This is a genomic window from Thermodesulfovibrio yellowstonii DSM 11347, assembly GCF_000020985.1.
Taxonomy (GTDB): domain Bacteria; phylum Nitrospirota; class Thermodesulfovibrionia; order Thermodesulfovibrionales; family Thermodesulfovibrionaceae; genus Thermodesulfovibrio; species Thermodesulfovibrio yellowstonii.
The window spans coordinates 705,226-726,107 of the sequence record NC_011296.1 but is presented as its reverse complement, the minus strand read 5'-3'; the positions used below and the strand labels follow the sequence as shown (position 1 = coordinate 726,107).

Annotated in this window: 19 protein-coding genes; 3 read left to right on the top strand and 16 right to left on the bottom strand. The window is 34.7% G+C overall.

Annotated elements, in window-relative coordinates; translation table 11 throughout:
* Positions 1 to 7: 7 nt before the first annotated feature.
* The 6 genes from THEYE_RS03625 to THEYE_RS03600 are packed head-to-tail and all read right to left on the bottom strand — an operon-like array spanning position 8 to position 6,220.
* Positions 8 to 937, bottom strand: a complete 930-nt coding sequence (locus THEYE_RS03625; RefSeq protein ID WP_012545320.1) for a universal stress protein — start codon at positions 935 to 937, stop codon at positions 8 to 10.
* A 15-nt stretch (positions 938 to 952) separates the two neighbouring features.
* Positions 953 to 2,689 carry an ArsB/NhaD family transporter gene (locus tag THEYE_RS03620; protein WP_012546477.1) on the bottom strand — a complete coding sequence of 579 codons (1,737 nt, stop codon included), beginning with the start codon at positions 2,687 to 2,689 and terminating at the stop codon, positions 953 to 955.
* Positions 2,690 to 2,698: 9 nt separating this feature from the next.
* Complete coding sequence (locus THEYE_RS03615) at positions 2,699 to 3,409, bottom strand: LCIB family protein (protein WP_012544972.1); 711 nt, start codon at positions 3,407 to 3,409, stop codon at positions 2,699 to 2,701.
* Between the two features lie 10 nt (positions 3,410 to 3,419).
* Positions 3,420 to 4,931 carry an SLC13 family permease gene (locus THEYE_RS03610; RefSeq protein ID WP_012546144.1) on the bottom strand — a complete coding sequence of 504 codons (1,512 nt, stop codon included), beginning with the start codon at positions 4,929 to 4,931 and terminating at the stop codon, positions 3,420 to 3,422.
* A gap of 9 nt (positions 4,932 to 4,940) precedes the next feature.
* Positions 4,941 to 5,462 carry a CBS domain-containing protein gene (locus THEYE_RS03605; protein ID WP_012545603.1) on the bottom strand — a complete coding sequence of 174 codons (522 nt, stop codon included), beginning with the start codon at positions 5,460 to 5,462 and terminating at the stop codon, positions 4,941 to 4,943.
* 17 nt (positions 5,463 to 5,479) lie between these two features.
* Positions 5,480 to 6,220 carry a GntR family transcriptional regulator gene (locus tag THEYE_RS03600; RefSeq protein ID WP_012546517.1) on the bottom strand — a complete coding sequence of 247 codons (741 nt, stop codon included), beginning with the start codon at positions 6,218 to 6,220 and terminating at the stop codon, positions 5,480 to 5,482.
* A 139-nt stretch (positions 6,221 to 6,359) separates the two neighbouring features.
* On the opposite strand from THEYE_RS03600, the gene THEYE_RS03595 reads away from it, so the two are divergent.
* Positions 6,360 to 8,909, top strand: coding sequence for a PEP/pyruvate-binding domain-containing protein (locus THEYE_RS03595; protein ID WP_012545874.1), 2,550 nt, complete (start codon positions 6,360 to 6,362; stop codon positions 8,907 to 8,909).
* 71 nt (positions 8,910 to 8,980) lie between these two features.
* On the opposite strand, the gene THEYE_RS03590 is transcribed toward THEYE_RS03595, so the two are convergent.
* From THEYE_RS03590 to THEYE_RS10555, 4 genes are all read right to left on the bottom strand, one after another.
* On the bottom strand, positions 8,981 to 9,400 hold the full coding sequence (locus tag THEYE_RS03590; protein ID WP_012546768.1) for a sigma-54-dependent transcriptional regulator: 420 nt from the start codon (positions 9,398 to 9,400) through the stop codon (positions 8,981 to 8,983).
* 14 nt (positions 9,401 to 9,414) lie between these two features.
* A complete protein-coding gene (locus tag THEYE_RS03585) occupies positions 9,415 to 11,634 on the bottom strand; it encodes a sensor histidine kinase (protein WP_164924828.1) in 2,220 nt (739 codons plus the stop codon).
* Between the two features lie 44 nt (positions 11,635 to 11,678).
* Entirely contained in the window at positions 11,679 to 12,653 is a 975-nt protein-coding gene (locus THEYE_RS03580; RefSeq protein ID WP_012545151.1) for an AEC family transporter, read from the bottom strand.
* Positions 12,654 to 12,723: 70 nt separating this feature from the next.
* Positions 12,724 to 12,849, bottom strand: a complete 126-nt coding sequence (locus THEYE_RS10555) for a hypothetical protein (protein WP_012546186.1) — start codon at positions 12,847 to 12,849, stop codon at positions 12,724 to 12,726.
* 212 nt (positions 12,850 to 13,061) lie between these two features.
* Here THEYE_RS10555 and THEYE_RS03575 point away from each other — a divergent pair, with 212 nt between their 5' ends.
* Both THEYE_RS03575 and THEYE_RS03570 read left to right on the top strand, forming a co-directional pair.
* Entirely contained in the window at positions 13,062 to 13,571 is a 510-nt protein-coding gene (locus tag THEYE_RS03575; RefSeq protein ID WP_012545294.1) for a nucleotidyl transferase AbiEii/AbiGii toxin family protein, read from the top strand.
* On the top strand, positions 13,555 to 13,749 hold the full coding sequence (locus tag THEYE_RS03570; RefSeq protein ID WP_012546041.1) for a hypothetical protein: 195 nt from the start codon (positions 13,555 to 13,557) through the stop codon (positions 13,747 to 13,749). The genes THEYE_RS03575 and THEYE_RS03570 overlap by 17 nt, the downstream gene beginning before the upstream one ends.
* A 43-nt stretch (positions 13,750 to 13,792) precedes the next feature.
* Here THEYE_RS03570 and hemG read toward each other — a convergent pair whose 3' ends face one another.
* The 6 genes from hemG to THEYE_RS03540 are packed head-to-tail and all read right to left on the bottom strand — an operon-like array spanning position 13,793 to position 20,357.
* Complete coding sequence (gene hemG, locus THEYE_RS03565) at positions 13,793 to 15,145, bottom strand: protoporphyrinogen oxidase (protein WP_012545161.1); 1,353 nt, start codon at positions 15,143 to 15,145, stop codon at positions 13,793 to 13,795.
* The gene (cobA, locus tag THEYE_RS03560; RefSeq protein WP_012546266.1) at positions 15,127 to 16,656 is read right to left on the bottom strand and encodes a uroporphyrinogen-III C-methyltransferase; all 1,530 of its coding nucleotides are present in this window, start codon (positions 16,654 to 16,656) and stop codon (positions 15,127 to 15,129) included. The genes hemG and cobA overlap by 19 nt, the downstream gene beginning before the upstream one ends.
* Before the next feature lie 12 nt (positions 16,657 to 16,668).
* Positions 16,669 to 17,604, bottom strand: coding sequence for a hydroxymethylbilane synthase (hemC, locus tag THEYE_RS03555; protein WP_012545283.1), 936 nt, complete (start codon positions 17,602 to 17,604; stop codon positions 16,669 to 16,671).
* Positions 17,585 to 18,874 carry a glutamyl-tRNA reductase gene (gene hemA / locus THEYE_RS03550; protein ID WP_012546522.1) on the bottom strand — a complete coding sequence of 430 codons (1,290 nt, stop codon included), beginning with the start codon at positions 18,872 to 18,874 and terminating at the stop codon, positions 17,585 to 17,587. The genes hemC and hemA overlap by 20 nt, the downstream gene beginning before the upstream one ends.
* On the bottom strand, positions 18,871 to 19,677 hold the full coding sequence (locus tag THEYE_RS03545) for a cytochrome C assembly family protein (protein WP_012545612.1): 807 nt from the start codon (positions 19,675 to 19,677) through the stop codon (positions 18,871 to 18,873). The genes hemA and THEYE_RS03545 overlap by 4 nt, the downstream gene beginning before the upstream one ends.
* Complete coding sequence (locus tag THEYE_RS03540; RefSeq protein ID WP_012545701.1) at positions 19,677 to 20,357, bottom strand: molybdopterin-guanine dinucleotide biosynthesis protein B; 681 nt, start codon at positions 20,355 to 20,357, stop codon at positions 19,677 to 19,679. Before THEYE_RS03540 ends, THEYE_RS03545 begins: the two co-directional genes overlap by 1 nt.
* Between the last annotated feature and the right edge of the window lie 525 nt (positions 20,358 to 20,882).

The window sequence follows — 20,882 nt, the reverse complement described above, 5'->3', positions numbered from 1 at the left end:
TGATTACCTACTGATTAATTATTGCAATGGTCTGTTCAAAACAGTTATTTAGAACTGATGAGCTTACACCCCCTAATACAATGTCTTTAATTGCAGACCTCCCTTTACGTCCCATTATGACAAGATTATAGCCAAATTCTTGCACTTCCTTGATGATTTCATCTTTTGGAAATCCTACAACACTCTTAGTTTCAATTAATCCAGTTTCAACCCCTTCATCTGTAAGAATTTTCTTTGCTTTTGAAAGAGTTTCTTCTGCTTCTGCCTCAGGGTCAATTCCTTGTCTTACTCTTTCAAGATAGAGAGATACATTAATTACTCTTAGAATTGTAATTTTTTGTATAGCCTTTACTTGTTTTGCAAGACATGCTGCATGCTGCACTGCCTTCATTGAATATTCTGAACCATCCACAGGAAGTAGAATGTGGGATAAGGGATTTTCTGTTATCTTCTGTCCTACAATGTAAATATTTTGATTGAGCAAACCATGAATTACCTTGTTTGAAACACTCCCAAGAATATATCCCTTCCACTCTGACATTCCTCTTCTTGCCATAATTACTGTTTGGAATTTTTCACGGGTCGCAACCTCAATGATTTTATTTCCTGCTTCACCTTCTTCAACTAATTTTGATAAAGTTCCTTTAAACCCTGATTTCTTAAGATTATCTTCATATTCTGTCAGAAAAGGTATTATGTTTTCCTCAATGTGTTTTTCACGAATTTTTTTGAAAGTCTGCGTTTCTTTTATCAACTCTGCCCTGAAATCAATATTTTTCATTCTTTCACTTAGATACCCTCCTGTCATTACATAAAGAAGCGTGACTTCTGAAGAATCAACTCCCGAAAGTAAAGCCCCAGCAAATTTTATTGCTCTCAAGGAGTTTTCACTTCTGTCAACAGGAAGTAAAACTTTTTCAAAGGGACAGTTTATCATTTTCCAACCTCCTTTTTAGTAGAAAAGCAATAGCCATACATTGCAGATGGCTACACTAATTATCATATATAAAAAGGCATATTTCATGAAACCAAAGAAGCTTATCTTATGCCCTGCAGACTCAGCAATTCCTATTGTAACAACATTAGCAGAAGCACCTATCAATGTTCCGTTTCCACCGAGGCATGCGCCAAGAGCCAGTGCCCACCAGAGAACATTACTTTCTGCTCCAGGTATCACCTTTGTAAGATAGGCTACAATAGGAAGCATTGTAGCAGTGAACGGAATGTTGTCAACAAAAGCGCTCATTATGGCAGAGACCCAAAGTATCAAACATATCGCAACAGTTAAATTTCCTGCTGATAAATTATGAACCCAGTCTGCAATGACAGCAAGTAGTCCTGCTTCTTCTACTGCTCCAACAATGATAAATAGAAAGATAAAGAAAAGCAAAGTGGGCCATTCAATGTCTTTTTCAATCAGCTCAAGCATCTTTACTTTCTTCGTTAAAACTGCGTAGGTAAAGAGAACACCCGCTCCAAAAAGTGCAGGAATTGACACCTCCATATGCCAGAAACCGTGAGTTGCAAAGAATGACACAACAAGAGCCATTATGAAAAGTCCATATCCAAGAAGGGTTTTGTCTGTGATTTTGTATTCTTCCCTTAAGTAGCTGATAAATGCATTAATATCATCAACTTTGCCTTTTTTGTATTCCTTGGAATAGAAAAATTTATTATAGAAAACAAGAACAAGCATAACTATAATACATACAGGTGTAAGAGCGTAGACAAACTGCATGAAAGTAAGTCCTGTGTATGAGCCAATCATTATGTTTGGTGGGTCACCTATAAGGGTTGCTGTTCCACCTACATTTGATGCCATGATTCCAGGAATTAAGAGAGATAAAGGATTAATCTTAAGGGCTATGGCAATCTCAATAAGAACTGGAGTGTAAAGTAGCATTGTTGTAACATTATCAAGAAAAGCAGAGGTGAATGCTATAAAAAAGCAAGATATAACAGCAAGAATCATAATATTTCCTCTTGCAATCTTATAAGACATGTAGGCACACCACTGGAAAACTCCTGTATGTTTAAGCACACCAATGATAATCATCATACCCATCAAAAGAAAGATGACATTCATATCAATTGCCTGAATAGCTCTCTCAAAGGAGATTATGTGAAACTCTGGATTGAAAGTTCCAAGAGTGTAGGTAAGTATTAGCATAGTGGCTGCACCTATCATAGCAGCCACAGTTCTGTGAAGAAGTTCAAAGGATATAAGAGCATAGGCAAGTAAGAAGACAGCTGTTGCAATCCAGAAAGCTGGTCCGAGATGGCGTTGAACTATTATGTCTTTACTTAAATAAAACTCATTTCCTTTTTGAGCGAAATTCTCCTTTTTAAACTCAATTGTTGTTCTTTTGTAGGAACTTTTTACAATTTCAATTTCTATTTTTGCTTTATCAATCCCACCCTGTGGAAGATGGAAGTTCATCTGGAAAGTTCCGTGTGAAGACGTCAAAGTTTTATCCGTTTCTTTATGGTCTGTAATTAACTTATGAGGCTTTCCATTTACAAGCAAACTTATCTCAGCATCTCTTACAGGCTCTTTATGGGAATCAAGAATTGAGCCTGAAATATAAAATATGTCAACATTTTCTTTTGATTTTTCTGCTTCAGAGGCAAAGGCTGAGAAATTAAAAATAAGCAGAAGAAAAAAAGACATTAAAAGCAGCTTTTTCATGACTCCTCCTTAAATCTCTAATTTTTTCTTTTCACCATCAACAACAACATAAGCTTCATCTGGCACTATGTAGTTTTCTTCAGGACCATGTATTTGAATTCCAGAAATTACAGCATAGTCAGCTTTTTTAGAGTCCACAACCTTTTCAATTATGTTTTCTAAATCCTCAACAATAACTTTTAAAGTGATTTTTGTAAGGGTAAGAAGGTCAGGAACTTCACCGTATTTAAGTTCCCTTAAAATTCTTCTTTTAAGAAGACTTTCCTCAATGTCCTCTTCATCAAGTCTTATGTTTATTTTCCCACCACTGAGTTCATTAAGAAAAAGGCATAGAGCCCCACAGGCATGAGATTTTTCAAGTCCCTTTCTTTTACATACCCCCATGTTTTCGTTTTCATCAATGGCAATATGGGAAAAGGCATAGAATACATAACGCTCTTTTCCATCAATCTTTGGAGCATGACTTATAAAGGCTTTAAGACCAGTCTTGCCGGCTGTGAAAAGTCCGGCAAGACTGGAGAAATTAAATGCCTCACCCCACATCCTCTTTACATGACTTCTTACAGTCTGGGAAATTTCGTCCCTGCAGATACAGACCGAGGCTATGGCGTTATCATCTGTAAAGCCATAACCCTTAAGAACATCATAGGATTTTTTGAGGAAGTCATACTCTTTATAGAATTTTCCGAAAATCCTATCTAAAATTGGTTTTATAATCATAATCCTACTCCTACTTTAAAAGTATGGGCATTCCCAAAAGGGGCCATACTGTAACGAGAAATACGGCAAGAACTAAAATCAGGACAATACTCATTGTAATACCGTGTTTGAAAAACTCTCCAGGTGTAAACTGCCCTGATTGATAGGAGATGGCATTAGGAGCTGCACCAATAAGTAACACAAAGGGCATTCCTGCTGTCACCAAAGAAGCATAAAGTATTACATCAGGTGCTACACCAAGATATTGAGCAATAACAAGAGAAACAGGTAGGGATATGGCTATTGCTGCCACATTCATTATGAAATTGGTCATTATGAGAACAAAGGTGGCTATACCAAGAACAAATATAATCCATGGTGCTTGCTGAAACATTACGAGCCAGTTAACTGCCATCCACTGAGCAGCGCCTGTTTTCCAGAGACAAAAACCAATACTCATTGCACCACTGAAAAGAAGTATGATGTTCCATGGAATCTCTTCAAGTTCTTTTATTGTAAGAACACCGGTAAGGAAGAAAAGAAGAGTTGAACAGAGCATTATGGCAGAGCGGTCAAGAGGTTTAAGGGCAGGAACAAAGGATTGAAGAGACATTACAGCAATAACAGCAAGAACGCAAATTATGACAAATTTTTCCTGTCCTGTCATGGGTCCAAGTTCTTTCATCATGGTCTTTACTTTGTCTCTAAGTCCTGGAATAATACTTTTTTCAGGTTTAAGGAATATCATGAGATAAACCCAGATGAGAAAAACCATTATCCAACCAATGAGGAACATATATTTTGTAAGCTCAAAAAATCCAATGTCTCTTCCTGTAAATTCCTTAAACATACCTGCTGCTGCAGGACCACGGGCTGCACCAAGAAAAGTAATAATACTTCCAGCACCCGCTGCATAAGCCATCCCTATAAAGAGTGCTTTACCAAACTTTGTTGGTTTATCACCTTCACCATAGAGGGCATTTATGGCAAGAAGAATTGGAAAAACGGTAGCTGCGGCTGCAGTATGTGCCATTAAGTGAGCAAGTCCGGCGGTAACAACCAAAGCACCAAGAACAATCATGCTGGTTCTTTCACCAACTACATTAAGCATATTGTATGCTAAACGTTTCGTAAGTCCTGTTTTTGTGAAAGCGAGTCCTACAACAACTGAACCGAAGATAAACATAACAGAAGGGTCCATAAAATCACGGAAAGCATCCTTTGCTGAACGAATTGCAAATATTGCCTGAAAAACACCTATGGCTATACTTGTAACACCTATGGGAACTACTTCAAAAACCCACCATATACCTGCAAGTAAAAATAAAGCTATTGCACCTTTTGCTTCCTTTGTTAAGGGGAAGTGCTTGCCCATTGGGTCAACAGCATCGGGCCAAGCAGGCGAAAAGTAAATTCCCAGAAAAAAGGCAAGCCCTAAGAAGATAAAAAATATTCTTTTCCATGGAATTTTTCTCTTTTCCTTTGCTACATAGATTTCTGGTGGTGGTTCAGGTAAACCTTCTGGTCTTTTTTTCTCAGCCATTTCCTCCTCCTATTCCTTGATTATTTCTTCTGAGATTGTGTCAAATACTTCAACCATTCTTACTATGCCCACAAATTTCTTTTTGTCTTCAATTACTGGCAGCACAGGTAGGTCAAAATGAATCATAAGATAAGCAGCCTTTGTAACAGGGTCTGAAGGGTCAACAAAATGTTTTGCAGGAACCATGATTTCACTTACAGGTTTCTGAGCAAGTTTTTTTGATTCCTGAGTAAAAAGGCTATCCCAGACAACACTGAGCCCTGTTTTTTCTTCTTCTGGAACCTGTGCTTTTGCTGGTGGTTTAAGAAATGAAGGCTCAAGTCCTCTTAAAATATCCTTGAGAGTAATAGTTCCAAGAAGATTATACTTTTCATCAAATACAAGCACTGCGAGAGGGTCTGTGTGTTTACTTGGCTGAATAAAAGAAGCCTTTACAACTTTGATAGCCTGTTCAATGCTGAACCAGTAGGGAATATGAGGATACTCAAATATTCCCATCATAACATCCTTTACTAATTTTCCATCTGACATACCCCACCTCCTAAGGTTTATAATGCTTTTCTTTGAAAAGCAATAAATAATTTATTTCCATCATTTTTTTTATAAAATTTGCTTAAAAGAACAACCGTATCACCTGAAAAAACCTTCTGTATCATCTCTATTGCATGGGTGTTTTCAGGAACCTGTAAAGACTGGGCAGTTTCTTTATTTAAAATTGATAGATCAAAATAATTTAAGACTTTTGTTGTTTTTATGCTATATTTCTTTTCAAAGAGGTCAATTATTGACTGGTTTTCAATATCTTCTTCAAGTAAATGAGGACAAATATTAAAAGGCACAAAGGATTCCTGAAGAATTGATGGTTCATTCTCAATGAGCCATCTCACTTTTACATATATAACATGTCTGTTTTCCGGTATATGCAACTCTTTACTTAAATTTCCCACAGGCATCATAACTGTTTTTGCAAGAATTTCCTTATTAAATAAAGCATCATCTTCAACCCAGAGCTTTTTAAATACCGTTGTCATTATCAAACCTTCTGAAATATAATTGCTACTTACAAAAGTTCCTTTACCCTGTTGCCTGATGAGATATCCCTGTCTTACAAGTTCCAAAACAGCATTTCTTACAGTTGCTCTGCTTACATTAAACATTTTGCAGAGTTGATCCTCTGTTGGTATCTGCATACCCGGGGTCCACTCTTTACTTTCAATTTTCCTTCTCAGGATATCAAATAGTTGAAGATATAGCTTTTCATGCTCGTCCCTACTAATTAACTCAACCATTTTTACTCCTTATCATATTGTTATTACATTATTATATTGTTATAATGTAACATTGTAATTTTATATATCATACTTACAATAAAAAACTTTGTCAAAAAAAAATATATTATAAAGCGATTAAAATCGTTTATAATTAGGAATGATAGATTTATTCAGGTTTTTTAAATCAAGGGCAAAAACAGAGGAGAAAGAAAAATTGAAAGAACTTTTGAAAGAAAAATACTCCTATTTCCAGAAAGTCCTAAACAGCAATAATCATGTTTTGAGTCTTATGGCAGACCTTGAAGAAAAGCTCTCTGGTGAGTATCTTTTTGATATGCATTACATAAAAACAAGTGTTCAATCAATATCAGAGGGCGTTGAAGATATAATAAAAAATCTTAATGCCCTCTCTGACGGGAAATATAAGGTATTAGAGCAAGTTCAAAGAGAAATTTATGAAAATATAGAAAAAACACTTACTTCAAAAATTGATATTCCTGTTACAGATTTTGTTATTCCTATTGAAAAACTTTCAAAGGATTCTTTAACCATTGCAGGAGGCAAAATTGCCCATCTTGCTGAGTTAAAAAATAATCTTAATTTGCCAACTCCTGATGGATTTGTTATAACCTCTTACGCATTTATCAAATTTTTAGAAAATACCCAATTAAGAGGAAAAATCTCTGAGATAATAAACAGTATTGATATTAATAAAATTGAAGAAATTGAAAGAGGAAGCAGGGAAATTCAGGAACTAATTATAAATTCACAACTTCCTGAAGAAATTGAAAATTCTATACGAACAGCTTATAAAGAGTTATCAGAAAAAACAGGGAAAAAATGCATGGTCTCAGTAAGAAGTAGTGCCATTCATGAAGACTCTGATTACAGTTTCGCAGGGCAGTACTCTACCTATTTAAATGTACCAGAGAATCTTATTAGCCATTACTATAAAAAAGTAGTGGCAAGTCTTTTTAATAGAAGAGCAATTTTTTACTACAAAACAAAAGGTTTTTCAGAAAATGAGATGGTTATGGCAGTTGGCGTATTAAGAATGGTTAATGCCAGAGCTGGTGGAGTTATGTATTCTAAAAATCCTAACAATCCTGACAGCAATAACATTATAATTAATGCAGTTAAAGGACTTGGAAAATTAATAGTTGACGGTGCTGTAAATGCTGAAACCTATGTGATTTCAAGAAAACCTGAACTTAAACTTATAGAAAAAATTCCGAGTAAACAGAATATTATGCTCATATGTAAGGAAGAAGGTGATATTGAAGAAATTACATTACCCAATGGCAGTGATGAATTCTCCTTAGAAGAACAAGAGGCTCTTGCACTTTCAAAAATAGCGATTCAGATTGAAAATTACTATGAATCTCCACAGGATATTGAATGGGTAATTGATGAAGATGGAAGTATTTTTATATTACAAGCAAGACCTTTGAGAATACTTGAGAAAAAAACTGAATCAAAGGTTTATCTGCCTACAAGAATCAAAGATTATAATATTCTTCTTGATAGAGGTATCACAGCCTGTAAAGGTGTGGGCTATGGCAAGGCTTTTGTCCTCAAAACAGAAGATGATTTACAAAATTTTCCCGAAGGTGCTGTTTTAGTAGCAAAGCATACCAATCCAAGATATGTAATCATAATGAATAAAGCTTCTGCTATTGTAACTGATATAGGAAGTCCTACTGGTCATATGGCATCTTTGTCAAGAGAGTACAATATACCCACATTAATTAATACTGAAATAGCAACAAAGACTATTAAAGATGGGCAGGAAATAACAGTAGATGCTACAAATTGCATAATTTATGAAGGAAAGGTAGAAGAGTTAATAGAAGCTTATAAAAAAACCAAAGAACCTTTCAAGGAAACTTTATTATTTAAGACTCTTGAGAGAGTTCTAAAATTAATAGTTCCCTTAAACCTTGTAGACCCAACCAGCGAAGACTTTAAGCCTGAAAAATGCAAAACCTATCATGACATTACAAGATTCTGTCATGAGATGGTTATGTATGAAATGTTTACCATGTGGGATAGATATGACAGCGAACATCATGCTGTACCTTTGATAGCAGGTATTCCAATTGGGATTTTAGTGCTTGATATTGAAGGTGGATTAAAAGAAGGAATCAAAAAAGCTACTCCTGAAGATGTATATTCAATTCCTCTTCAGGCTATTTTAAGAGGAATGCAGTCTATGCAATGGCCCGGACCTCCACCTGTTGATGCGAAGGGATTTTTTGAAATGGTAGCACATACAGTATCTATTCCCGAAGAACAGTTAATGGAAACTGCTAAAAAAAGCTTCTGCATTGTAACTAAAAACTATGTCAATTTTAGTATCAGGCTGGGATATCATTTTTCAATGATTGAAGCTTATACAGGAGAAAATATAAATGATAATTACATCAAATTCTTTTTTAAGGGTGGTGGTGCAGCACTTGACAGAAGATTAAGAAGAGTAAATTTAATAACAACAATCTTAAAGAAGATGGCATTCAGAGTCATGGTAAAAGAAGATGTAATTGATGCATTGCTGACCAAGTATAGCATACCAGAAATAGAAAAAAGACTTGAAGTTTTAGGAAAACTTACTGCCTATACAAAACAGCTTGACATGGTTTTATTTAACGATGCTATTGCTCAAATGTACACAGAAGACTTCATTAAAAAACATATTAAGGATATTTAGTAATTTCAGAAAGTTTGATTGAATAACAAAACAAAAAACCAACAACTTTTTAAATAAAGAAAAAGTGAATATCATAAACCTTCTTTAAGTTTTTCTTTTAGCATTTTGTTTTCCCGCTGAACTCTTAACCATTTAAGAGCCTTTTCTATAGTAAAAAGAATCTGCTCTTTTTTAAATGGTTTTGTTATGAAATCAAAGCCACCTTTTTCTATTGCTTCTGTAGCTGCATCAATTGTTCCATAAGCTGTGATTATTATTACAGGCACATCTTCATCACGTTTTTTAACTTCTTCAAGGAGTTGCAATCCATCAAGCCCTGGCATTTTAAGGTCTGTTATGACAAGATCAAAATCACCTTTTTTTGCCAACTCAACTGCTTCAATGGGATTATTCGTAGTTGTTATCTCATAAGGAGTTTTTTCTCTGAGAATCATGCTGAGAAGCTTTAACATATCTGGTTCATCATCAACTATTAAAATTTTCTCTGCCATCCTTCCCTCCCTTTCTATTCCTTTGCTGCTGGTAATCTTATTATAAATTTTGTTCCCGTTTCTTCTGCCTCTTCTTTTGTTCTTGTTTCAAAAGTAATTATACCATTATGCTTCTTTATAATGTTATAGGACACCCATAAACCAAGTCCAGTGCCCTTACCTACCTCTTTTGTGGTGAAGAAAGGGTCAAAAATTCTCTGTCTATGTTCTTTGCTTATTCCGCATCCTGTATCGGAAATACAAACTTCAAGCCAGTGACCATCGTATTTTGTTGATACTGTCAAAACCCCGCCACCCTTCATAACATAAATAGCATTGTTGATTATATTAAAGAAAACCTGCTGGAGTTCTCCAGCATCACCTTTTACATAGGGTAAATCCTGTTGTAACTGCTTTTTTAATTCTATGTTATTTAGACTTATCGTGTTATTCATTACATCAAGAACTGTCTCAATACATTCGTTAATATTAACAATCTGTTCCTTATGCTCTTTGTGTCTCACAAAACTGAGAAGATTTTCCACTATTCTTTTGGCATTTGTTGCCTGTTTTTCAATTGTTTTTAAAATGTCATATTCCTGAGATTCTGGAGAAGTTTTTTCAAGCAAAATATCTGTAAAACCTAAGATTATTGCAAGAGGGTTATTTATTTCATGAGCAACCCCCGCAGCAAGAGTTCCAAGAGAAGCCAATTTTTCAGTATAGTAACTCTGTTCTTCCATTTTTTTTCTGTCTGTAATATCACGAGCAATTCCTAATACCGAATAGATGTTCCCTGTCTCATCCTTTAAAGCTCTTAAATTCGTATTAAACCAGTACTCTTTTGTATCTGATTTAACTCTGTGTGTAATCTGTCTACTTTCTCCTGTTTTAAAAATTTGTTTTATATTTATCGCAAGAATACGTCCATCAGGAGAAAAAATTTCAGATACACTTTGTCCTAATAGTTCAATTTCCTGTTTTTTAAAAAATTCAGCACCAAACTTATTTATTGAGAGAATTTTACCTTCGCTGTCTGTGGCTAAAATAATATCCTCTGCATTTTCAATTAATGACTTATATTTTTCCTCAGATTTTTTTAACTCTGCTGTTTTTTTAGCAACTTCCCTTTCCAGAATATTTGACCAAGTAACAAGAATGAAATTTATAAAAAGTCCACCAAATAGAATAATAACTACAATTACTCCCTGAATAACCATCTGCTGAATGTGAACAGTGTGAATTGCTCCCTCTACCTCACTTATTGGTGCAACAACAGCTATAGACCATACAACAGGCTGGGGTCTTTCTTTAAGTTTAATAGGCGAGTAAGCAATGAGCTTTTTTATTTCTCCTTCCACTCCTCTATGCCATCCGGAAATATACCAACTTGTTCCTTCTTCTCCTCTTAGCATTTTATCTCTTTGAATTTCATTTATTCTCTCAAAAGATATAGTCGGTTTCTTCCCCTTTCTTGCTTCAAAAGCATTCTGTCCTACAAACATTTGCTCCTCATGATAGAGAAATGTTCCTTTATGGTCAATTACCCATGCATATCCAGTTTTGCCAGACTTAATTTTTTTTGTTACCTTGCTTACTAAATATGTAACATCAACAGTAAAAACAATAGCACCTGAAAATTTATTAGTAGGCACAGGATGGGATTCATCTATGGATATCTGCCAGACAGGAATAACCATTTTCATGATAAGTAACTGAGAATTCTTAACTTCTTTACAATGAGTGATTTCCGTAAAAAATATTCCTCCTCTATTTTCTTCTTTTGAAGCCCAATTTAAAAATTCTTCATCTTCCTTCTGCATATTCCCAATTTCACATTTTTTCCCCTCAACAATTCTATATATTTTTTTTGTCTTGTTTTCAAGAAATTTTATCTCTCTTACACCTTCATACTTTACACTTGAAAAAGTAATATTCATTCTGTTTATCAGCGCTGGTTTTTCTGAATACTGAATCGCTGGAGATAGGCTGAGCAAAGTTATTTCTCTTTTTAAAAGCTCAACTGAATTTTCAATCTGATTTGCCGCATGTTTTGCTAACATTAGCTGTTGCTGGTTAAAATCTTCTGTAACAATCTCTGTTATTTTCTTTATTGAAAGCCAACCAAGAAAAAGCACCATTCCAAGAAGTAATATCATTGCTAAGGTGACAATAAACTTAAAATATCTAAGATTAAAGGGATGATACTTCTCAATAAGTGCCATCAATTTGTTAATTAATTTTTGAAAAAACACATTTACCTCGTTTATGGTTTAATCTTAATTATATTCAAAATTCTCTAAAAATAAAAGAACCATAAGGATATAGTGAGGAAAATTAGTGAACATATTGTTGTAAGAAATATCATCTCAACAGAGGTTCTCATGTCAACTCCGAAGGCAGTTGCGAAAATCATGCTCAGTAACATGGAAGGCATACCCGCCTCTATTATACATACATTCAGAGGAATACCTGAAACTCCAGCAATATTTCCATAAAATAAGGCAAAAAGCGGAGCTATGATAACTTTTATAGCAATTGCTGGCAAAGATATTTTAAATTTTTCAGGAGTAACAACTTTAACCGATAGTCCAACAATCAAAAGCATAAGCATAGTTACATAGGTAGAAATTAAATTCAAAAAACCTATCAACTCCTTTGATAGATTTACGCTTAATTCTTTAAACAGAAACCCAACTACTAATCCCCAGATAGGTGGAATTTTAAGAATCGTTAAAAAAGAATCTCTCAGTTTAAAACTCTTTGCCCTACCGTATCTCATACAGATTGCAACAGCTACGGTCCAGGTAAGAGGGGTACTTGCTAAAAAATCATAGGTAAAAGCATAGCTCATTCCTTCTGTTCCGTAAAGCTTTGTCAAAACAGGCAAGCCAATATAAAGCACATTTCCAAAAGCAGAGCACATTATGAGAGAACCGATGACCTCATCTTCAATTTCTTTCCTTGAGGCAATTATCTTATAAATCATCCAAGATAAAAAAACACAGCTTAATATTGTAAGATTAGCAACCAATGAAATCTTCAAATGACTTAGACTGAAGGGCATTGTATAGGTTGTTTTAAAACATACAAAGGGAATAATATAGTAGAAAACAAAGTAGTTTATTTTGTCACGGACATAGTCAATTTTTTCAGGTGAAACACCACCAGCCGTAAGCAGAATTCTCAACAATAGCCCTATTAAAATAAAAAGAAAAATATCAAAAGGCATATTTATTAATGTAGTATGAATGCTGTCAAGAAGTCTACTCACTAAGAACTTATCTTCTTATCTCAAATATTTTTTGAGAAAATTCTCTACTGTTTCAATTTTTGAGAAATATTCAAGCTTTCTGTGCATATTCATATCTCTTTTTTACTTCATTCATATAATGTGGAACGAAATCATAGTATTCTCTTATTACTATGTTTTGAAATTCTATTCTGTATTGCCTAACTTTTTGATTCATAAATCAAAAAGAACATGGCAATATCTATATTACTGTCTTCTCTTAATAAACCTATGGCAACAGAGCTACAAAGATAAACTGCTGCTAAGTTAGATATTTTTTGAGCCTTAAAAGCTTTTTTAATTCTCTGATAATATTTTGTATAGGTAATTATAACTCCTTGGTGAAAAAATTGTGGAATTTATACTTGAGTAATTGAGTAAAATTTAAATATGGAACTTTTCAAAAAGTTATTTGACTCACTGAATCAAGAAAAAGTTGAGTATCTTTTATGTGGAGGGATTGCTGTAAATCTGTATGGAATTGAGAGAGCTACGGCAGATATAGATCTTGTATTAAGGCTTGATGAGGAAAACTTAAAAAAATTTGTAAAAGTTGTTAAAAAATTGGCATTGAAACCTAAAATACCTGTTAAAATTGAAGAGTTAATCAGTCCAGAAAAACGGCAGGAATGGAAAAGAAATAAAAATATGACAGTTTTCAGCCTCTATGATGAAAAAGCACCTTTCTTTATCATAGACATACTAATTGAGGAACTCTTTGATTTTTCAGAAGTTTATAGAAGAAAAAGGGAGATAAAGTTCGGTGAAACAGTTATCCCGATTATTCCGATTGATGTATTGATTGAAATGAAAGAGAAAACAGGAAGAATTCAGGATGAGGCAGATGTTTTTTATTTAAGAAAAATCATGGAAGAATGGGAAAATGAGCAAGATGAATAAAGACCAAAAAAGTCCACTTCTTTACTATAAAACTAAAGAGCAAATTGAAGAATACAGGAAAAAACCTGTTGAGCTTAAACTAAGTTGGCTTCAGGCTCAGATGGAATTTTTCTATTACGCAATGCCTGAGAAAATTAAAAAAATAGGAAATAGAATAATAAAAAACAAAGGAAAGTAGATTTATCAATAAACTCCTTCGCCCTATGCCAATTTAAAAAAATTTAAACCATAATCCCTTCAGCCAGCTTCAATGAGTTTTCAATGCAGTCATTTACACTCACACCTCTGTAGGCATTACCTGTAAGATAAAGCCCAGAAAACTCTGAAAGAATCTGCTCAATCCGATTAAGTTTGTCCTCATGCCCTAACTCATACTGAGGTATTGCTTTTTCCCATCGGAATATTTTTATAAACTCTGGGTCTCCTTTGATATTTAAAAGAGGCTTCAACTCTGATAAAGCTGTATCAATAAGTTTTTCATCAGGCAACATTGCAAGCTCAGGGGCTCTTCTTCCTCCAATCATACTTCTAAGTAAAACATAGCTTTCAGGTGCTCTATTGGGAAATATGCTTGAGTCAAAAAGTGTTCCAAGAATCTTTCTTTGCTCTCTGTAAGGGATTAAAAAACCATAAAGGGATGTTCCAAAACCAATCTGCTCCTTTTTAAATCCAAAGGCTACAACACTCAGAGGTGGATAGGGAATTGTCTTTAAAATATCTGAAAGCTCACTGCTTAATTCTTTAAGTATTTCTGCAGATTCATGGGCAGGACAGGCAAGAATAACTTTCTCAGCCTCAATAAAATTACCATCGTCAAGATGCACTGTGTAGTAAGTGTTTTTTCTGTCTATGCTTAAAACCTTTTTACCTTTTAAAATTCTTGATGAAAGATGTCTTTCAAGGCTTTGTATAAGCTCTGACATTCCTCCTTTAAAAGACATGAGCACACCAGATGGCTGAGCTTTTGTATCTTTCTTTTCTTTTTTTAAAGCAATCAATCCTTTAAGGAGTCCTCCATGTCTCTTTTCAAGCCAATATACTTTTGGAAAACAGCTTTTCATGCTCATCTTTGAAGGGTCTCCTGCATAAATTCCTGTTGACATGGCATCAATAAGTTTTTCATAAAACTCTTTACCTACTCTTCGTGATACAAAACTTTCCACAGTCTCATCAATTTCTTCTTTTAATGGTGGAGTAAAATATTCTCTAAGCATTCTTATTTTGCCTGAAAAAGAAAGCAGAGGAGTAAGAAAAAATTTAATGGGATTCTCTGGAACTCTTATAAGTTTTCCATCAATGAGAATATATCTTATTTTTGAGCTCTCGCTACCTCTTAAAGGCTCTATATTTAATTCCTTTGCAAGTGATATTGTTGATGGTTTATTACTTAAAAAACCATTTACACCACCTTCACAGAGGAATCCTGATATATTTTCTGTAATAATTTTACCGCCTGCTCTTTTTTCTGCTTCAACTATCTTTATATTAAGCTGAGAATTTTTCTGTATTAAAAAATAGGCAAGAGAAAGACCGGAAATCCCGCCGCCAACAATAACTATTTCTGCTGAACCCATTTTATAATTGCCTCCACCATGTGCTTTATAGTTGATTTTTCAGGTATTATGCTTACCCTGTAACCTGCCTCTTCGACTGCCTTTGCAGTTGTCTTGCCTATTACAGCAATTGCCACTTCTTTAAGCATATTCAATGCATCATCTTTGAGGATATCAATCAAATTATTGAAACTTGAAGGAGATGTAAATGTTGCAATAGTTATTTTGCCTTCTCTAAGAAATCTTGCAAGTCTTTTACCATGCTCAGTAGGCTTTATTGTTCTGTATGTAACAGGAGCATCCACTTGAATTCCAATTTTTTCCATTTCTTCAACAAAGCCTTTTAAAGCAAGATCTGAACGAGGATAAAGAATTTTAAGGCTAAAGGCTGAAGGTTGAAAGTTTAAAATTTTTTCTTTGAACATTGTTATTAAAGCCTCTGAACTATATTCATCTGGAATTATGTCTGCATTTATACCAAAGTTTCTCAAACTTTTAGCAGTTTCTCTGCCTATTGCACAGAGCAAAACTCCCTTTAAATCTCTCATATCCCTGCCAAGACTCAGAAATCTTTCAAAAAAGAAATTAACCGCTCTTGGTGATGGAAAGACAATAAATTTATACTCCTTTATCTTTTCTATGGCTCTGTCTAATTCTTTAAAATCCTCTGGTGGCGCAAAAGCTATTGTGGGAAATACAAATAGCTCTGCACCCATGTCTTCAAGAAGGAGATAATCCTCGGTTAACTGTCTTGTAATAAGGACTCTATGACCATGTAAAGGCTTTTTTTCATACCAGCATAACTTATCCCTCAATTTCACCACATCACCAATTACAAGGATTGCAGGAGGTAAAATTTTATTTTCCTTTGCAAGATGAGCAATCTCTGAAATCGTTCCTGTTACTATCTTTTGTTCAGGTCTTGTTCCCCAGCGGATGATTGCCGAAGGAGTTTCTGGTTTAAGCCCTTCCTGAATAAGCTTGTTTGTTATTATTTCAAGATTCCGCACACACATAAGGAAAATCATTGTCTCAGATGCATTTGATGCCCTGATGTGAGTAAAGATTTTCTCCTGTTTTGAAAGGTCTTCATTTCCTGTAATTACAGTAAAAGCAGACGCTACTTTTCTATGTGTTACAGGAATTCCTGCATAAGCAGGAACAGCTATTACAGAGCTTACTCCCGGAATTATCTCAAACTCAATGCCCTCTTCATAAAGAATCTCAACCTCCTCACCACCTCTACCAAAAACAAAGGGGTCACCACCTTTAAGTCTGCATACTGTTTTACCTTCCTTTGCTTTTTGCACTAAAACTGCATTTATCTCATCCTGTGTCATCTCATGATGTCCGCCTCTTTTACCAGCATAAATGAATTCTGCATTATCCTTTGCATAAGTCAAAAGACGAGGATTTATGTGAAAATCATAGACAATGCAGTCAGCAAGCTGAATTGCTCTTATTCCTTTAAGAGTAATCAAGCCCGCATCTCCCGGACCTGCACCAACAAGATAAACTTTACCTTTATTCACTTTTATCTCCTTTTATTTATAGACCTTTTCAAGTATTTCTTTGCCACCTCTGTGAAGTAATTCATTTGCAAGCTCTACACCAAGACTTTGCGCTTGAGATAAACTTCCTTCACGGAAGCCTTTTATAACTGGCATTTTGCCCTCAGGGTCACCTATCATACCCACTATTTTAAGACTGTTATTTACAATCCTTGCATGGCAGGCAAGAGGAACCTGACAGCCTCCTCCCATCACTGAGAGAAAAGCTCTTTCTGCAAGAATGCAAATAGCTGTTTCTTCATGATTAAGAGGCTTTATCAGTTCATTTACAAAATCATCATCCACTCTTGTTTCAATCCCTATTGCTCCTTGCCCAATTGCAGGAATCATTAAATCTTCTGAAAAGGCTTGCGTAACTAAGTTTTCAACTCCCATTCTTTTAACTCCAGCCATGGCAAGAACAATTGCCTGAAACTCACCATCTTTAAGCTTTCTTATTCTTGTATCCACATTTCCCCTTAAAGGCTTTATTACTAAGTCATTTCTTAAAGCTTTTAACTGAACAGTTCTTCTAAGGCTGCTTGTCCCTAATACAGCTTCTTGAGGTAGTTCATTGAGTAAAACTCCATCCTTGCTTATAAAAGCATCTCTTGGGTCTTCTCTTTCACAAATAGCTGAGATTTGCAGCCCTTCCGGAATTTCTGTTGGAACATCTTTCATGCTGTGTACAGCAAGGTCAACTCTTTTTGAAAGTAAAGCCTCTTCTATCTCTTTTACAAATAAACCCTTGCCACCAATCTTTGCCAAAGGTGCATCAAGAATTTTATCACCTGTTGTTTTTATCTTTTCAATTTCAACTTTTAATTCAGGATAAAGTGTTTGAAGTTTGTCCTTAACCCAATTTGCCTGCCACATTGCAAGCTTGCTTCCACGACTGCCAATAACTATTTTATTCCTCTTCACTGTCAAGTCCGAATAACCTCCTTGCTGAAAAAATGAGTATCTCCTTGTTTTCACAGTTATTTTTAAGAGCAACAGTAGGTGAATGCATTATCTTGTTTATAATGCTCTGTGTAAGATAATCAATGGAATTAATTAGTTCTGGAGGCAGATCTTTGTATTTTGCTTTAAACTTTTCAATCTCCTCCTGTCTTACCTGTTCTGCCTTATTTCTGATTGAGACAATAACAGGAACGCTCTCAAGGGAGTTAAGCCACTGAAAAAACTTTTCTGTTTCTTCCTGAACAATACTCAAAGCTTTCTCTGCTTCTTTTTTTCTTTCAAGAATGTTTGAGTCAACCACATCCTGAAGGTCATCAATATTGTAAAGATAGACATTGTCAAGTTCATTACAGGCTGGATCAACATTTCTTGGCACTGATATATCAATAAAAAATATGGGCTTATGTTTTCTCAAAGGCATTACTTCCTTAAGCATCTGCTCCGTTATAACATAATGGGGAGCACCTGTTGAGCATATAACAATATCGGTTTTTACAAGTTGTTCCTTAAGGTTTCCAAAAGGCACTGCTACTCCATTAAATTCTTTTGCAATTTCCTCTGCTCTTTGAAAGGTTCTGTTTGTAAGATAAACATTCTTTATCCCGCTTCCAATAAGATGCCTTAAAGCAAGCTCAGCCATCTCTCCTGCACCAACAAGAAGAATGGACTTTTTGGAAAGTTCATCAAATACTTTTTTAATAAGTCCCACTGCTGCATAACTTACAGATACAGGATTTTCACCAATGCGGGTTTCATTTCTAACTCTCTTTGCTGTAAAAAGTGCTCTGTTCATAAGGTAATTAAGGATAAGAGAGGTAGTCCTTTCAGAAAGGGCAATTTCGTAGGATTCCTTAACCTGTCCTGTAATCTGAGGTTCACCCACAATCATGGAGTCAAGGCTTGAGGCAACCTTAAAAAGATGCTCAACAGCTTCTGTATCTTTATAGACATATAGATAATTTTCAAATTCTCCTATTTCAATGTTGTGAAAATTGGACAGAAAGGCTTTGATAGTTTCTTCTACTTGATTTTCTCTCTTCAAATCAGAGACATTAGCAGTATAGACATATATTTCAACTCTGTTACAGGTTGAAATAATTACAACTTCACCAATGCCTTCCCTCTGAATCAGTTCTTTTAAAGCCTCTTTAATTGCCTCCTTTGAGTTGAAGGCAATCTTTTCTCTTATCTCAACAGGTGCAGTCTTATGGTTTAGTCCAATAACTATTAAGCTCATAGCGGTTTATGAAAGCTCTCTGTTAATAGATTTATACCAAAAAAGCCAAATATTACAAGAAGAAAGGCAAATATGGTAAGATAGGCAGCTTTTTTCTTTCTCCAGTCTTCTTTGACTCGCAAATAAAAAATAGACAAATAAACAATCCATGTAAGAAAACTCCATATCTCCTTTGGATCAAAAAGAAATCCGAGCAGGCTCAGATATTTAACAAGTCCTACAATAAGAGCTGTGGTATAAATTGGAAAACCCCAAAAAATAAGGCGAAAATTTATCTTGTCCAAAATCTCAAGACTTGGAAGAATATTTCCCAATCCACCAAATTTTTTAGCTTTTATAGCCTTCTCCTGAACAAGATAAAGAACACTAAAAACAAAAGCGAGGCTAAATAGAGCTATACCAAAAACAGCCATAAGTGCATGAATATCAATCCATAGGCTTTTAAGTTCAGGCTTTAAATAAGGAATACCTCTTGGGAAAAAGGCACTTACAAACATAAAGGAAAACCCCAAAATCACGCCAAAATTTACAACCTTTGTTTTATAAGAAACTCTGAGCATCAAAGAAATCAGCAAAATACACCATGCAAAATAGGAGTTTGCCTCATGCATTGAAAAAACAGGTGCCTGTCCTGATTTTATATATCTTATAAATAGATAAAAGGTATGAAGGCAAAAACCTATCAGACTTAAAAAAAATACTGCCTTGTCTAAATCATCCTTTTTTCTTACAATTCCGGCAATACTAAGGAGAAATCCTGCAAAATAAAGAGTAAGAGCAAGCTCAAAAAAAATTGTTCCCATCAGAAACAGCCAAGCTCACATTTACGAATTTTTATTTTCAGTTCATTCGCCATTTTTCCCACTTCAATATATGGAACATTAAGTTCTTCTGCTATTTTTCTTGCTTCTGAACAAGTAATCTTTCCATCATTGCTTTTTTCTCTGAGAAGCTTTTCAATGAGTTTTTTTTGCTGAATCTTTTCAATCTCTGTCATAACTTCCTCCATAGAGTAGTCTCCTTCTATAACAATGTCAGCTATTTCAAAAATAGCCTTTCCTGAAGGTTTTACTATCTCTTCAATTTTACTTTTAAAAAATATTATAACATCAGGCTGCATCACTCTTACCATAGAATTACCTTCAATAATTATAAAATTAAGCTTTGTGCCATTATGAGAGAAGCGAAAAATCTCCTCCTTTAATTTATCAGCAATCTCTGGTAAATCCTCTTCTTTTGCTCTTATAAAGTAAACATGATCTGCACCTGCTTTCTTCATCCTCTCAGTGTCTTTACCTTCTTTTCCTATTATTGATGGTTCTGTAATAATTGAGGAATAAAAGGAAGTTTTGGAATATTTTACAGCGATAACAGAAACTCTTTCATTTAGATTTTTGATAAATCTTATAAAACTCTCTATAAAAGTAGTTTTCCCTGTTCCGCTTTTACTGCCACCTACTCCAATGATTAATGAAAATTGCATAGTTTATTAATCCTAATTTGTTTAGTAAAAAGGCTAAATTCATTTAAATTATAAAGTTTTACTATTGTTAGAAGTCAAATTAAGCTCTATTTCATTTTACATATTCTCAATGGATATGAGGAATTTCTGAGCATTTGAATTCAAAGTAAACTCCTTGCCGAAGGGCATGGACAAGTAAAGCATACCAAGAGGTCTAAATGAAACTAAGGAATCTAATCCGAAAGGGTCATTCATAGGGCTTTTCCCGAGAGATCTTTTCCTTAAAAAACAGAGGAGACTCCTCGTTACTAACGCTCCTCAGAATGATAATCACTCCCCGTCATTCTGAGCACCTTCAATGGGTGCTTCCTCTGGAGAAAAAGATGAGTTCCTTACTCCGCTTCGCTCCGTTCGGAATGACAGTAAATAGAATGCCCGTCAGAATGACAATAAAGGGAATGCTCATTGGAATGACATTTTTACTATCCACCTTGATAACATTTTTTTTTGTTACCCTGATAACATTTTTTTACTGTCACCCTGAGC